Source organism: Schlesneria sphaerica, assembly GCF_044336245.1.
Taxonomy (GTDB): Bacteria; Planctomycetota; Planctomycetia; order Planctomycetales; family Planctomycetaceae; genus Schlesneria; species Schlesneria sphaerica.
This window is the reverse complement of the sequence record NZ_CP172346.1, coordinates 3,205,720-3,221,371: the sequence shown is the minus strand read 5'-3', so window position 1 is coordinate 3,221,371 and position 15,652 is coordinate 3,205,720. Positions and strand designations below refer to the sequence as shown.

General features: G+C 57.2%; 8 protein-coding genes. 4 read left to right on the top strand and 4 right to left on the bottom strand.

Annotation, left to right across the window (positions count from 1 at the left end):
- Positions 1-553: 553 nt before the first annotated feature.
- The 4 genes from ACGY09_RS11770 to ACGY09_RS11755 all read left to right on the top strand — a co-directional run bounded on the left by ACGY09_RS11770 (position 554) and on the right by ACGY09_RS11755 (position 6,879).
- Complete coding sequence (locus ACGY09_RS11770; protein WP_397571673.1) at positions 554-2,848, top strand: SUMF1/EgtB/PvdO family nonheme iron enzyme; 2,295 nt, start codon at positions 554-556, stop codon at positions 2,846-2,848.
- Positions 2,849-3,071: 223 nt separating this feature from the next.
- Positions 3,072-4,655 (top strand): glycosyltransferase, encoded by a 1,584-nt coding sequence (locus ACGY09_RS11765; protein WP_397571672.1) that lies wholly within the window; start codon positions 3,072-3,074, stop codon positions 4,653-4,655.
- 164 nt (positions 4,656-4,819) lie between these two features.
- Positions 4,820-5,485, top strand: a complete 666-nt coding sequence (locus tag ACGY09_RS11760; RefSeq protein ID WP_373650059.1) for a hypothetical protein — start codon at positions 4,820-4,822, stop codon at positions 5,483-5,485.
- Positions 5,482-6,879 carry a glycosyltransferase gene (locus tag ACGY09_RS11755; protein ID WP_397571671.1) on the top strand — a complete coding sequence of 466 codons (1,398 nt, stop codon included), beginning with the start codon at positions 5,482-5,484 and terminating at the stop codon, positions 6,877-6,879. Before ACGY09_RS11760 ends, ACGY09_RS11755 begins: the two co-directional genes overlap by 4 nt.
- Before the next feature lie 637 nt (positions 6,880-7,516).
- On the opposite strand, the gene ACGY09_RS11750 is transcribed toward ACGY09_RS11755, so the two are convergent.
- The 4 genes from ACGY09_RS11750 to ACGY09_RS11735 all read right to left on the bottom strand — a co-directional run bounded on the left by ACGY09_RS11750 (position 7,517) and on the right by ACGY09_RS11735 (position 15,591).
- Positions 7,517-10,444 (bottom strand): fused MFS/spermidine synthase, encoded by a 2,928-nt coding sequence (locus ACGY09_RS11750; RefSeq protein WP_397571670.1) that lies wholly within the window; start codon positions 10,442-10,444, stop codon positions 7,517-7,519.
- A 463-nt stretch (positions 10,445-10,907) separates the two neighbouring features.
- Complete coding sequence (gene lysA / locus ACGY09_RS11745) at positions 10,908-12,182, bottom strand: diaminopimelate decarboxylase (RefSeq protein WP_397571669.1); 1,275 nt, start codon at positions 12,180-12,182, stop codon at positions 10,908-10,910.
- Between the two features lie 195 nt (positions 12,183-12,377).
- On the bottom strand, positions 12,378-13,388 hold the full coding sequence (locus ACGY09_RS11740) for an aspartate-semialdehyde dehydrogenase (RefSeq protein ID WP_397571668.1): 1,011 nt from the start codon (positions 13,386-13,388) through the stop codon (positions 12,378-12,380).
- Positions 13,389-13,788: 400 nt separating this feature from the next.
- On the bottom strand, positions 13,789-15,591 hold the full coding sequence (locus ACGY09_RS11735; RefSeq protein WP_397571667.1) for an ABC transporter ATP-binding protein: 1,803 nt from the start codon (positions 15,589-15,591) through the stop codon (positions 13,789-13,791).
- Positions 15,592-15,652: the final 61 nt, after the last annotated feature.

Genomic DNA, 15,652 nt, shown 5'->3' with positions numbered 1-15,652 from the left:
GTTGATCAGCGAAGAGGGAGCATGAGTCGGCGGCAAATCGGCCTCACCTGGGCGGCTCACAGCGGCAAGGAAGTGAAAGGACCGACAATCCCAGCCTCCATGGCGCATCGACGGAGCTTGGCGGCACGCATCACGTCGGCTCGATGGATTGATTGTTTCTACTGAACGGGCCGCGTATTGTAAGTTGTTGTTGAAATTCTGAATGAGTCAATCTGATCGCTACAGTGTCTATGCATCAAGTCGTGTGGGGCCCCGCGATGTTAACGGCGGATGGCAGGTCGAACGGAGATTCCGGGAGTCGTCCACTTTCGGACCACTCTGGTGATCGTCCGCAGACACAACCCAACTCAAGCCAGGCAGCGCCGATCACAGGGTCCGATCTGCCGTGTTCACACACCTCATACACGGCTCTTTCTGATTCCCCTGCAGCGAAGTCCTGGTCGCTCCGTTCGGCGTGGGTGCCTGAAAGAGTGTTCACTGTGTTCAGTCGCTTGGGACGGCAAGCCACGGTGAGTTGGCGCTTCGTAACCCCCCCGGTGCCCAAGGGGGGAAGATGATGAATATTTCATTGGAGAAGCTCGAGGAGTTGCTGGCGGAAGGAGATCCTTCACAGGTCCAGTGGCTGAATGAGACTGTGAAGCGGATGGGGACCGGCCAGACTGCTCCCGATCCCCATCGCATCATTGAAGAGATGCTCAAAGCGAGAATTATTACCCCGTTGCAGTCTCAGTTTCTGCTGGAAGGCCGCAATCTGCTGATGGGGCACTATGTCTTCTGGGAAAAAATCGGCGAAGGGGGCATGGGGACGGTTTACTCGGCCCGGCACCGTCTGATGGGGCGAATGGTTGCTCTCAAGGTCATCCGGCCGGATCGTTTCAAAGCTGAGGGGACAATCGATCGATTCCTGCGAGAGATTCGACTGGCGTCGCGACTGCATCATCCCAACGTGGTCACATCTTATGACGCTGGCGAGTGTGAAGGATCTCTTTATCTTGTCATGGAACTTGTCAGCGGGATTGATCTGAAGCGACGCATTCAGACCAGCGGGTTGATGTCAGTCCCCGTGGCGCTGGGCATTATCCGGCAGGTAGCGACCGGGTTGGCCTATCTCCATTCTGAAAAACTTGTGCATCGTGACATCAAACCCTCGAATCTGATGCTGGACCGCAGCGGGGTTATGAAGATCCTTGATCTCGGTTTGTCACGGATGATCGAATGGACGGATACAGCGCAAGGGGACCCCTGCTACGACATCACTGGAACGGGGATTGTCACCGGTTCTGTCGACTTCATGCCACCCGAGCAATTCGTCAATCCACGCGAAGTCGATGCCCGTGCCGATATTTACAGCCTTGGCTGCACGCTTTACTGGTTGCTGACCGGCAAGCCCCCCTTTCCCGGCAATTCCGTGGGGGAAATCGTGGTGGCTCATCGCGAACATGCGATTCCCCGTTTGCAAGACACGTTGAAAGATGTTCCCCTCGGGCTGGATTCCCTGCTCGCGGCAATGCTGTCCAAAGATCGTAAGACACGACTGATGGATGCTCAGGCCGTCATCGAGGGAATCGATGCACTGGAGGTCTTATCCCCAACGGAAACGGGGCACTCTTTTGCCGTTCGAAGACCGCTCCTGAGCGACGAAACACAAGAAGTCACTTCTGAGGGACTGCGGACACTTTCTCGATCCGCCACGCAGACATTGCATGAATGCGAAACCGTGACCGAAGGGCTTCCGGATACTCCCTCCCGGAGAAACGTCATATTCGGCAGCCTGATCGGAGTCACCCTGCTGGCTGTGACACTGATGGCGAAGGGATTTCTCGCGGAGCGCCTTACTGACGCTCCTGATAAGGGGGAGGCCAGGGACAAGGGGCGAATCGACACCGACGAGGGCGATTCAAGCGGCATGCTGGGGCATCACGGTCCGATCGCTACGTTGGCGGAGCTTCCTGTCTGGCCGGTCGGTGCCCCTGAGAAGGCGGTTGCCCCCTTCGATTCCGATACTGCGAAGTCACATCAGGAAGCGTGGGCGAACTATCTGGGCGTTCCTGTCGAGTTTACGAATTCCCTGGGGATGAGTTTTCGTTTGATTCCTCCTGGCGAATTCATGATGGGAGCCACCGAGGACGAGATCGAAGAGTGGACTCGAAACTGGCCCGCGAATACTGCGGACCGGCTGGCCGTGGCGAAGAGTGCCGGGCCGCAGCATTGGGTGATTATTTCGAAGCCTTTTTATATTGGGACGCACGAAGTCACTCAGCAGGAGTTTGAGAAGGTTCTGAAGAAAAATCCGTCGATGTTTCCCTCGAGGATGATCGTTCCCGATGGATCGGAGCCCCAGGAAATGCGGCTGCCAGTGGAGTATCTAACATGGGGGGATGCCGACCAGTTCTGTCGACTGTTGTCGGAGCGGGAAGCGGACCAGTTCCGCAAGTACCGACTTCCGACGGAAGCGGAGTGGGAATTCGTGTGTCGGGCGGGGACGACGACCAGGACCTGGCTGACGGATACGGATGCTTTGCAGGTTCTCGGCCCCAATTTCAATCTGGCTTCGACGCAGCCTGTGGGAAGCCTTGCCGCCAATCCATTCGGCATTCACGACATGCTGGGAAATGTCTGGGAATGGGTCTACGACTGGTGGGACGTCGATTTCTACCAGCAACATTCCTCCGGGCCGGCGATCGATCCCATTGGTCCGCTGAAGGGGACCAGGAAGTGTTTGCGGGGCGGGAGCTGGGGGCAGGATCTGACCCGACTTCGCAGTGCAAACCGGTACTGCGAGCCCCCCGACGCAAAAAATGCAGGATTTGGGTTTCGAGTCGCTTTGTCAGTCAATTTCAAACGCTAAGCGACCGACGACAACGCTTCCGAAGTTTCCAGAAGTACGACGGCAATCTCAATGACTGGGGACCGACAGAACGTTGATCACTCGGCGGAAGGATCACTCCCCGTTGCATCGGAGCGCGCCCGCCGAGGGGGGACTCGACTTGAGCAGTTGGCGTCACTGTTGCGGAACTCGCCGCCGTTTCTCACCTGAACAATCGCTGCAGCTCTTGGAGAGGCCTGAGTAGATGACTCGACTGACGATCGGGATGGCAACGCATCGGGACTTTGATGGAGTTTACTTCACGGTCAATGCGCTGCGGCTGTACCACGCCGAAGCGATGCCCCGCTGCGAGATCGTCATCGTCGACAATGATCCGGACGGTCCTCAGGCCGAGTCGCTGAGACATTTTTGCTCATCCATCAGCGTTCCACATCCGGACTGGCCCTGTCCCTTTCAGGTCAGGTATATCCCATACAGGGAGGCTGGCGGGACGGCCGCGCCCCGGGATCATATCTTTCGCATCGCCGCGGCCGATGCCGTACTGGTGCTCGATTCTCACGTGAATTTATGGCCGGGAGCGATCAGCCATTTGCTGCAATGGTACGACGACCATCCCGAATGTCAGGATTTGATTCAGGGCCCGCTTGTCTACGATGATCTCCAGTTCGTCAGTACCCACTTCGACGATATCTGGCGGGACGGGATGTGGGGGACCTGGGGGACCGACCAACGGGGGATTGATCCGTCTGGTTCCGCGTTCGAGATTCCCGCACAGGGGCTCGGTCTGTTCTCGTGCCGGACTGAGGCCTGGCTGGGGTTTAATCCCTGTTTCCGCGAATTTGGTGGGGAAGAGTGGTACATCCACGAAAAGTTTCGTCAGCACGGCCGACGATGTCTGTGTCTTCCCTCATTGCGCTGGATTCATCGATTCGAAGCTCCGGGCGGGGGACGTGCCTATCACTTCACGCTGCTGGGGAAGGTGCGGAATTATATTCTGGGGTTGCAGGAACTCGGGCTGCCGCTGGATCGACTCCGCAGACATTATGTGGAAGGCTTGAACGAGGATGTCAACGAACCGATCAACGCTGACGCGCATCTGACTGCGAGTGATTTCGATCGATTGGTGGAACTGGTGACCAGTCATCCGAATGTGCCACTGGCTGAATTGCTGGCCTCGACTACGCCAATCGAAGGGTTTTCTGCTCGAGCGGAAAGTGATGGGACTGCTCCGCAGGTCACCCTTGAAGATCTGTATCGCAGTGCCGTCGAGACTCCGTCGGACATTAACGAACACTGTGACAAGCTCCGTCAACTCGCTGCCTGCTGCGAGACGGTCGTGGAATTCGGAATGCGTCGCGGCGTCAGTACGGTGGCGCTGCTGGCCGGTCAGCCCGCGAACTTCATCTCGGTCGACTTGATCGCCGATCCGATTGCGGAGTTACTGGCGGCCAACGCCTGGCGCACACGATTCGAGTTTCGGCTGGGTTCGTCCCTGAGCGTGACTATCCCCGAGTGTGACCTGCTGTTCATCGATACGCAGCACACCGCCCGGCAACTGCGCGGTGAACTGCGACGCCATGAATCACGAGTCCGTCACTGGATTGCGTTTCACGATACCGAGATCTTCGGCGAACGGGGTGACGATGGCGGACCGGGGCTGCTGGTGGCGCTGGAAGAATTTTTGACCGAGCACTCCGAATGGCAGCCGCTGTTTCATGCACAACACAACCACGGATTCACCATCATCGGCCGCGTCACCGCACCGCCACTTCCGTTTGAGGCATGCGATCCGATTCCCGAGCGGCTGAGCCTGGCCCGGTCAACCTGAGGCGGGCGATCCCGAGACTTCATTCTTTCTCGAAAGGTGACACGACTTGTCTCGATCGGGAATGAGTGAGATTCCGGATTTGCTGAGTTGGCACCGTAGCCGGTTCAGGGGCTGCACCGCCGACGACTGCAGAATGTTCGGTCACCACATGAAGAAACAACACGATGGACTGTTACCTGACTGTCTACGAGCAACTGACCTGGCCCCGGCAGATGGCGGAGGAATGCGTTCGTCTGGGGTTGTCGCCTGTGATTCTTGATCACGGCAGTACCTATCCGCCGCTGCTGAAGTGGCTGGATGAATGTCCGTACCCGGTGATCCGCGTTGCGCACAACGCGGGCTGTTATGGCTTCTGGTGGACAGGCCGCTATCGCGAGATGAGTTCTCAGTACATCGTTTCCGATTCGGATCTCGATCTGTCACAAGTCCCCGATGACGTCGTTGAGCGACTACAGCAGGCACTGGCCGAGAATCCGGATGTGGCGAAAGCGGGGCTCTCGCTGGAGATCGAGGATATCCCGGACACCTACCCCTTCCGTGAGCAGGTGATGGTTTGGGAGCGGCCGTACTGGACTGAAAAACGTTCCGGCGCATGGCGTGCGAACATCGGGGCCACGTTCGCCCTGTACGATCCAGCACGCCACGAGATGCTGGACGAGGATTTCTATTCCGCCGTGCGACTGGATCGGCCCTACACTGCCCGCCATTTGCCCTGGTATCTCGATTTCCAGCAGCTCGATCCAGAGCTCCGTTACTATTTTGATCGCTGTGACAACGTGGCTTACTGGGGCAGTCTGACGAAAAACTATCTGAAAGAGCTTGCTCCATGACGAACGCCGGCAAATGGGAAGTCTTTTTTCGGGGGGCGGATCCATTTCCCTTCGGGGCGGATACGACTTACCAGCTTGGGGCTGAGTTTCTGTCCGGATGTCGGGACGTTGAGGACTGGGGATGTGGAGCTCAGTGGTTTCGGCAGGTGATGAGCGGGATCAATCCCGATATTCGTGTCACCGGCCTGGATGGATCGGCGGGACTTTGTGACCGTGTGGTTGATCTGTGCGACTATGTTCCGACAGATCCACCCGATGGACTGATGATGCGCCATGTGCTCGAGCTGAACGCCGACTGGCGTACGATCCTTGACCAGGCACTGAAGTCGTTCACACACCGGATGGTGCTGATCCTTTACACGCCCATGGCGGACGAAGAAAAGTCCCTTTGCGAATACCTGTTTCCCGATGGAAGTTCCTGTGCTTATCTCGCGCTGCCGCAGCATGAACTGGAACAGATGTTTGAGCGGCATGGTTTGAGATATGTTCAGGAAGCGATTGCCATACCAGGCTCGCAGTTCGGTCACGAGACCCTCTACCGGATTTCGCGTCCGCAACGCATTTCGATCGAGGAAGGTGGCCCTGTCTCCACCGAGCGAGACCGGCCGGTGGGGACGGGGGGCGACTTGCCCTTTGTTTCCTGCGTATGTCCGACGTTTGGCCGGCCAGCACTGTTGGCGAATGCTCTTGCCTGTTATCTGGCTCAGGACTACCCGCTCGAGCGGCGGGAATTGATCGTGCTGGATGATGCGGGCCAGTACGGCTCACAGGCCGGTGAGGGATGGGAAGTCATCTCCGTTCCGCGACGTTTTCGATCGCTGCCCGAAAAGTACAACGCTCTGGCGGGCCTTGCGCGGGGGGATGTGATCGTCGTCTGGGAAGATGATGATCTCTATCTTCCCTGGCATGTCTCTGCTCATGTTCGGGCACTCGGTAGTGGTCTGGGATATTCCAAGCCCTCGCGAGTGCTGTCCAGCGGGACTGAGACTCTTCAAACGGAATCGGCGGTCGGACGCTTTCACGCGAGCATCGCGTTCAGGCGGCAATGGCTCGAACGAGTTCCCGGCTGGCCACTGACCAGGCGAGGTGATTTTGACCAGCAGTTCATGTCAAAACTCGCTCGACTGGGCCCGACTGCCGATCCGCTGGAAAGCGATCCGCCGTCTTACATTTTTCGCTGGGCGTCGACGGGGGACTATCACGGATCCGCCCTGATGGCCTCGCCGGAAGACGAGGGTTGGTATGGGCGAGTAGAGATTGCTTGTCAATCGGATTCACCGAGCCCTTTGCGGCCCTGTTTCGATAAGCATACGGTCAAATGCTTTGCCGAGCTGCAGATTCCTCTTCCACACCTGCACGAAACTTCCTCGCGACGTCCCTCGCCGGCCGGCTAAGAGGCGGGCCGGGTCCGAGGGATCCCCATTTTCTAAAGGTGTGTACGAAAGCACAGATCCGTTCGGTGTGGTATGGTATCTGACGACTGCCAAGCCGGTTGGCAGCGTTCGTATAAGTAACTCATCTTAGTAACTCATCAGGAATGCGAACTATGACGCCGAGTCAGCCCGGTATCACAACCGCGACCACGACGACAACGCCACGCCCTACGACAACGACTCCGCCACCCACGACGACAACACCAAGACCTACGACGACTACACCAAGACCTACGACCACGACGGGACGCTCTATCACGACAACCAATCAATAGCAATTCCCGAGGATCCGCAGGCCGACCACAACGCCGCCACCCTTAGCTGCCTGTTGAAAAAGTGGGACAGGCACCTTGAGCAATGCAGATCGCTCATTGTTCTCGAGCGGACTTCGGATCCATTCCCCTTTTTCAACAGCCTGTTTGGGGAGCTCCCCCTCGACTTCCAAGGAGTGCCGATCAGGATGTTCTCCCGGAAGTGAGCACCGAGCGTTCTCCTTCAGCCGATTTCCGTTCCGTCAGAGGGACTCAGAAATTCTGTTGAGGCGACGACCTCTCAGTTCGCGGTAGCGGTTGTGTGGGTTTGGCTTCGACTTCACACGTCATTCCTGCGAGGTGAAGACCGGGACCAGCAGGTTGTCGACGGGGGCAAAGTCATCCGTCAGGATTTGTCCTTCAGACAAGGCGAGTACGGCGCTCATTTGACCGCTGAGAATTCGCTCGTTGGAACCGGGGGGGGTTTCCAGTGAGGCAAAGGGGCCTCCCGTCCAGTCGCCGGTGTCGTCGAGCGATTTAAGGTCGATGGGCTGCCGTGAGCAGACCATGACGAATGTGTCGCGACTGGCACTCGGCTGCTGATACGAGGTACTGAAAACGTAGACATTCGGAAACACGCTGGCCGCTGTCGCCACGTACCGCCCCAAAAAGCGCCCCGCGATCTTCTGGCGTGATTGTTCGGCGACGGATTTCACTGCCTGGACCCAGGGAGGATTCCCCGGATCGAGTTCCATCAACTGCTGTGCGATCTCAGGGGTGATAATTCCGCGAAATCCCAGTACTCGTTGATCTGCATCCGTGCGAAGAGTTTCCACAAATTCGAAGGGGGCGGGTGAGGGGGTCCAGGTTTGCTGTTCCTGGTTCGCAGGTTCTAACTGAGCAGGCAGTTTCCCGGCAAAGGGGAGACGCTTTCGGGACTGAGTCATCAATTGATTGATAGCGCGATTCCAGCCACTCCGTTCTTCCTCGATTTTGATCTCGGGCTGAAACCCTTTGGAGATTTCAAACTCGGTCGCAGGTTTGATGGCGTCCCAGAAGGCGTCCTTCAGAAAGCTCTCTTCATGCGCGGTCGGGGGGCGCTGGACCCGCAAACGGTAACGGTTGGAAAGGAGTTCCATCACCTCCAGCGGGGCGAATCGTTTCGTCGCGGGGATGTACTTGTCCCGTTTCGGTTCATCCCGCAGCACTCCGATCGGCAGACGGCCCTGATAATCTGCTTCGGCCTCATCTACCGTCCGACCGGGATATTCCGTACGGGGATAGATGTCGATGATGTTTGCCTGGAAGACACCCCGTTCATTCAGCAATTCGTACGTCTTCTGCTGAAACTCACGAGTGGTCAAATGCCAGGGAATACTGAAGTCATTGAACGCGTCGGCGTAGATAAAGTCATAGGTCACGGGAGCCTCAGACCTGCTGGCTCGTTCTCGATTGGCCCTGAGTGAATCGTCGACAAAGTTCCGCGCGTCGCCGATGATGGTCCGGATCCGCTGTTCCAGTTCGGGTGTCAGTCCCATTTCCTGAGTCACCGCGTAATGGACCGCTGGATCAAGTTCCGCGACATCAATGTGTGCGCTGCCGGGAAACTCTTTCAGAAACCAGCGAGGGAAGATGAATCCGCCTCCCCCGTAAAAGCACGCAGAACTGCGACGTGATTCCCGTATGAGCCGGGTAATTTCGTTGTACCACCGGGCCGACGGCGTCATGGCGATTAGCTGGTCTCGTGCCGCGTGAGAAATCGGTTCATAGGCGATGAGGACTTCCAGCGATTCGTCATGACGCAGTATGGCGTTGAACTCGGGAGGAAGAATGATTCCCTCTGGAAGTCCTTTCAGATTCACAGAGGAAAAGCCCCCCCAGAGCGGCTTGTTTGTTTCCGTATGCAGCCATTCGATCGCTTTCCAGTATTCCGCCTCCGGGGCCAGTGCCAGTAGCTTCTCAAAGACCCCCATCGTGGGTTTTGCGATGTTCAGTGACTGACCCGTTTCATCCAGATGCACATCCTCGGGCAGGTCTGCGGGGGACAGGTTGAGGCCCTCCAGACCTTTCAGTGGCAGTGACAGGCTTTCGAATGTCGGGGGGGCTGCAGCCCTCTTCGTGACGGCGGCGTAGATGCGTTCGTATTCATAGTGGAGTGACGTGGGATCCCCCGGGTCGTAGTAGCTGTGGATCAGCTTGTCGAGCTTCAGCATTTTAACGGGCCGCTCGTTGACCACCGTATCGTTGACCAGGATGTCGAAGTAATTGCTTTCATCGTGATACTTGTTCAGCGGATCGTCACGAAGTCGCAGCAGCAGTCCCACTTCATGGAATTTCTCACCGACATAACGTCCGTACTCAAGCCATGATTCCTGGGCAGAAACGGCTTCGAGTCGGGGCTTTGTCATCGTCAGACATTTTCCGACGGTGAGGCCCACCGAGCCCATTGCGCTGTTATTACAGGTGGCAAACAACATGGTCCATCCCAGAAGTTGCAGCCAGCCCAGCAGGACGGCCGTGCGAAACCCCCGACCTGCGCCGACAACAATCACCGCCAGGATCGCGAGTGTGGTTGCAGTCAGCCCGATGATGGAGCGGGTTCCCCAGACATCGATCAGGTAGAAGCCCGTCAGAAACGTCCCGACGATCGATCCCAGGGCTCCCCAGGCATAGACGTTTCCCACGGTCGAGCCCGTCTTCGTGCTGCGGTCGATGGCCATGCTGGCGACCAGCGGAGATGTCGCACCGAGGGCGAGCGCCGGGACCAGGAAGATCAATGCTACCACCGTAACGATCCAGGCGGGCCAACTGAATGAATCCGGTCGCGGGATGGTCCCGACAATCTGATCCAGCCAGAGGACGGTTCCGCAGGAGACACTTCCCAGCAGATACATCCAGGCCAGGGCTCGCTTGCGATCGAATCGATCCGCCATCCAGCCACCCAGCCAGTTCCCGAAGGTGATCCCGGCCAGCACGACGCCGATGACAGAGGTCCATGTGTAAAGTGATGAACCGACGTGCTTGCCGATCAGGCGCGAAGCAGTCAGTTCCAGCGTCATCACGCAGACACTGGTCACAAAGACCAGTGCATTGAAGCCAATCATCTCCATGACGTTGGATGGTTTCGGTTTGGCAAATTTCCTGGGAGTGGGTAGTTCAACGGGGGGAGGGGGCTGAATCTCTCCCTTGGGAATGGGAGATTCTGTTGCCAGACGGTAGGTCAATTCGGGTTCGTTTTCGGGACCTGGCTCGCCCGAAGTCGATGGTGAACTCATGAACTCAATTTCCGAAAGTGGACCGTAATTGTGAAAGGGGTGTCATGATAAACATTCCAATCACGAACTTCCCACCCGGGCGGGGAAAGTGACCAGCCCCGGAGATTGTTCTGCGATCCACTGGAGCCTACCGGGTTCCAGTCGTCCCGGCCGTGCGTCGGCAACATGAGCTGCGAAAGCCGTTTGCCTTCTGCATTGACCCGCTTCTTTTGCCTACTGTGGAGAACGTAGTCGTGATCTCCCCGCAGGAAGGGAGCGTCGACTCCTGCACCGATAACAACGGGACATGGATCTGTTTGAACGAGATTCCGATCAGGTCAGCAGTGCCGTGCAGCAGCAGCCTGCGACGTGGATGTCGAAAAGCGGAGAGTTTGACGCTGAAAGCAGTCAGGCGTCGCCCACTGCGAAAAGCAGAGGGGCGACGCCTGATGAGATATTGTCGGTGGGTTGTTGTCTGCCGACTTCAAACGCCGACTTCGTGAGCGATCAGGTCTTCGTAGGTCTCACGGCGGCGGATGACGGTGACATTACTCCCATCGACCAGCAGTTCCGTGGCGCGGGGGCGGGTGTTGTAGTTGCTGCTCATCGTGCTGCCGTAGGCTCCGGCGCTGAACGTGGCGAACAGATCTCCCCGTTTGAGCGGTGGCAGGTACCGGTCCTTGGCGAAGTAGTCACTGGATTCGCAGATCGGTCCCACGACGTCGGTCTTTTCGCACCCTTCGATCGGGTCTTCCACGTTTTCGGGCATCGGGACCAGCGGTTTTACCGGCCAGACGCGGTGGAATGAATCGTACATCGCAGGTCGGACCAGGTCGTTCATCGCTCCGTCCTGAATGACGAAGAACTTGCCCCCTTCGCGTTTCGTGAAGACAACTCGGCTGACCAGGACGCATGAGTTTCCGACGACGAATCGGCCTGGTTCCAGAGCGAGTCGGCATTTGGCTTTGACGATCGAAGGAACGATGACATCCGCGTAGGCAGATGCCGGAAGCCCTTCATTTCCGCGGTAACTGATGCCGAAGCCGCCACCCAGGTTGATCCAGTTGATGTCGTGTCCGTCAGCACGAAGCTGTTCCACAACTTCAATGGCCTTCTTGCCCGCAGCTTCATACGGGTCGGTGGTGAGAATCGGGGAACCCAGATGCATGTGGATTCCCTTGAGTGCCAATCGCTTATCTTTCAGGACTTTGGCGGCCAGTTCGCGGAACCGCTCAATGTCCATTCCGAACTTGTTTCCCTTTTTCCCGGTCGTCGTTTTGGAGTGCGTCTTCGCGTCGATATCCGGATTGAGTCGCAGGACGACTCGACCGACTTTGCCCATCGAAGAAGCCACTTCGGCAATCGCGTCGAGTTCCTGTTCGCTCTCGACGTCGAACATCAGGATGTCGTTTTCAAGGGCGAAGCGGATCTCTTCGTCGGTTTTCCCCACGCCGGCGAACACGACCTTGGACGTATCGCCACCCGCTGCCTTAACCCGGTACAACTCACCGCCAGAGACGACGTCGAAGCTGCATCCGGCATCCCGGACGACCTTCAGAATGCCAAGCGTCGAGTTGGCTTTCACCGAATAGCAGATCACGGGATCGACGGCGGCAAATGCGGTCTGGATCTGGTTGAGCTGCCCAAGAATGAAGGACTTGGAGTAAACCCAAAGTGGCGTACCATATTGTTCAGCCAACTTCGCCACGGGGACATCTTCACAATAAAGTTCGCCGTCGCGATAGTTAAATGCCTGCATAGATCAACCTCTTCCAGTCGGTCAGCATCCCGCCCGATGCGTGAGGGGGGATGTGAAATTACCATCGAGCTTTAATTCAACAAACGGGTTGTGATCCGTGAAAGCGGATCACAACCCGTCCTGTCGCAAATCGGATTTGGTTTCTTCTTTCGGACAGCCACTGCATGAATGCGGTGGTGTCACGAAGAGGAAATATTATTTCTTGAAGTGCTTCGCCAGCAGTTCGGCGATCTGAACGGCATTCGTGGCGGCACCCTTTCGCAGGTTGTCGCTCACGCACCAGAAATTCAATCCGTTCGGGTTGGTCAGATCCTTGCGGATACGTCCGATGAAAACCAGATCGCTGCCGGTCGATGTATGGGGCATCGGGTAGCCCCCCTGCACTTCGTCGTCCTGAACGCACAGGCCCGGGAACGCACTGAAGAGGTGCTTCGCTTCTTCCACCGAGACGGGGCGCTCGGTTTCGACCAGAATTGTTTCGCTGTGGCAGTTGGCGACAGGGATACGAACGCACGTCGCGGAAACGAGAATGGATTCATCACCGAGAATCTTGCGAGTCTCGTAGACCATCTTCATTTCTTCGCTGGTGTAGCCCTGCTCTTTGAAACCACCGATCTGAGGAATGGCGTTGAATGCAATGGGTGATTTGAAGACCTTATGCTCGTAAGTCGCTCCGGCGAGATTGGCCCGGGTTCCCTCGATCAGATCTTCCGTCCCTTGAAGTCCGGCGCCGCTGACAGCCTGATAGGTACTGACGATGACCCGTTTGACCTTCGCGGCATCGTGCAGGGGCTTCAGAGCCATGACCATCTGGGTGGTTGAGCAGTTCGGGCTCGAGATAATCCCCTGGGCGTTCAGAGCGTCCTGTGGGTTGATTTCGGGGATTACCAGAGCGACATCCGGGTGCATCCGGAAGAATCCCGATTCGTCGATCACCTTACAGCCTGCCGCGACGGCGTGGGGCAGATATTCCGCCGCCACTTCGTCAGGTGTACTGGCGATCACAACGTCCACCCCTTTGAAGGCGGCGGGCTCAAGCAACTCAACCGTGTACTCACGTCCTTTGAATTTCAGTTTGGAACCGGCACTTCGCGACGACGCCAGAAACCGATAGGTTTCGGCCAGCATCGGTCGTTCTTCGAGAAGCTCCAACATGATGCGACCCACTGCACCGGTCGCACCAACCATCGCCATCGTTCCAAACACGGTGTCTTGTTCCTGGAATAGGGGTTTTAACTTTAATTTCGCGGACGGTCAGAGCCCGGCCGGACGATTATAGCAGCGGAACATCTTACTTTCTCAGGGAAATCCGCCGCAATCATTTCCTGAGTCCTCAGACATTCCGACCGGTTTTCGATTTATTCTCGGCATTTCGCGGGCGGAATACGACGGAAATTGATTCTGGCCGTCCGCACGGGCCGGTCGATCAGATCGGATTTCTCTCGGATAAGCTCCTACGACAATGGCGGCCGGTTTCAGGTTCGCGAGGGATCTGGCTGGTCCCATGCGTCGTTGGCCCCAGGTGTAACCTTGAGGTTTCGCAGGTCCCTTCAGGCCGAATTCCGCCGCACGCTGAGACGACGGGGATTCGCAGCAATCCCGCCACTCAGGCGACAATGGCGTGGGAACTGGTGGTCGACTCTTCCGCCGATGCGACCAGTTTGGCAAAGATTCCCCCCTGATTTACCAGTTCGTGGTAACTCCCCTGCTCCGCGATTCTTCCCTCGTTGAATACGAGGATCGTGTCGCAGTTTTTCAGCGTGCTCAGTCGGTGCGCGATAATGATCGTGGTCCGTTTTTTCTCGGCGACCCCCAGGGAATGCTGGACGACCCGTTCACTGATGTTGTCGAGGGCGCTCGTGGCTTCGTCGAGAATAATGATGGGGGAGTTGCGTACCAGGATGCGGGCAATCGCCAGACGCTGCCGCTGGCCCCCCGAAATGTTCTGGCCTCGCTCCTGAATCACTGTGTCGTAACCGTTCGTCATGGCGAGGATGTCGGCGCTCAGATTCGCCATCTCCGCGGCTCGCTGGATCTCACTGTCGCTGACCTCGCCGTTGCCGTAAGCAATGTTTTCACGAATTGTTCCCGAGAAAACGAACGGATTCTGACCTACGTAAGAAATCAACCGGGCGAGGTCACCCCGGCTGACCTGCGTGAGCGGGGTTCCGGCGATAAAAATTTGTCCGTCAGTGGGGTGGAGCAGTCGCAGCAGGGCTTTGATCCAAGTCGATTTTCCCGCTCCCGATGGTCCTGCAACCCCGATCGTCTGGCCGTGAAGAATCTTTAGCGAGACACTGTCGAGCCCGCGCTTGATCTTGCCGTCGATCGTCCGATAGTCGAGCACCAGATTCTGCAGTTCGATACCGACGCCTCCCCCGACGAGATTCATTGCGGGATTGTCGGCCGAATGAAACGATTGATCGACCGGTTGCGCCAGCATTTCGAGCAGTTCTCCGACTCGCAGGCTGGCCTCATGCCCCTCGTCCACCACCCGGTGGATTTCGTTGAGAGGCGTCATCACGTTCAGAAACAGGACCGAGAATGTCAGGATATCGCCGAAGCTCACCTTGCCGTTGATCGCCAGGTAAGTCGCCAGTCCGAGGACAACGACGTGAAAGAAGCCTTCATTCAGCGACTTGGCACAACCGAAAAGGGACATCTGGAAGTGATGGTCAATTTCACGTTGTCGCCGCTTGTTCATCGCCTGCGACAGGCGATCGACTTCCAGGTGCATGGTATTGGCGACGCGGATGTATTCCGTTCCATTCAGTTGTTCGACGATCGTGCCGTCGATCTCTTCGCAGTCCTTCATCAGGTCCAGGCGGACTCCCTTTTGCGAGGCTAACTGTTTAAGGGTCAGCAAGACCGCCAGCGGGATGACTCCGAGCATGACGAGTCCCAGCAGTGGCTGCTTGGTCGTCGCGGCGACCAGCGCGAACACGCCGGTCAACAATGCGGGAAGACAATCCAGAAACAGCAGACGGGTGAACCGGACCAGACCATCGACACTGCGAAGAATCTTCCCGTGCAAGGCACCGACTTTATCCTGAGAGATAGCGGTCAATTCCGTCTGAAGAACATGCTCCACGACGCGCAGTTGCATATCCCGATTGATCGATGTGCAACTGCTCTCGACCAGAAATCGTCGATAAACATTGATCACTTCGCGGATCAGATAGATGGCCGAGATTGTTCCAAGGACCTTGAACGCTGTCAGATAAAGCTGTTCATGTGGCTGATCGCTCTGCAGCCCTTTCTGGATCCGATCGATCAGCCAGCCAAGTAAGAGCGCAACGGAGGTATTCCCGGCACTGGTGATCACCATCAACAGGGTGGCGCCCGCGAGAGCCAGCTTTCGTTGGCGGGAGATCAGAGAGAGGACCTGAAAACCCCGTTCTGACACCATTTTGAGTTCGTGTAACAAACCGCGGCTCCCCGACTCGCAGTGCCTGCTCTAAACGAGAGTC

Bases quoted from the DNA above. Each gene is read 5' to 3' on its own strand.
- ACGY09_RS11750 (WP_397571670.1), bottom strand. From the start codon at position 10,444: ATGAGTTCACCATCGACTTCGGGCGAGCCAGGTCCCGAAAACGAACCC.
- ACGY09_RS11755 (WP_397571671.1), top strand. From the start codon at position 5,482: ATGACGAACGCCGGCAAATGGGAAGTCTTTTTTCGGGGGGCGGATCCA.
- ACGY09_RS11770 (WP_397571673.1), top strand. From the start codon at position 554: ATGATGAATATTTCATTGGAGAAGCTCGAGGAGTTGCTGGCGGAAGGA.
- ACGY09_RS11765 (WP_397571672.1), top strand. From the start codon at position 3,072: ATGACTCGACTGACGATCGGGATGGCAACGCATCGGGACTTTGATGGA.
- ACGY09_RS11735 (WP_397571667.1), bottom strand. From the start codon at position 15,591: ATGGTGTCAGAACGGGGTTTTCAGGTCCTCTCTCTGATCTCCCGCCAA.
- ACGY09_RS11760 (WP_373650059.1), top strand. From the start codon at position 4,820: ATGGACTGTTACCTGACTGTCTACGAGCAACTGACCTGGCCCCGGCAG.
- lysA (WP_397571669.1), bottom strand. From the start codon at position 12,182: ATGCAGGCATTTAACTATCGCGACGGCGAACTTTATTGTGAAGATGTC.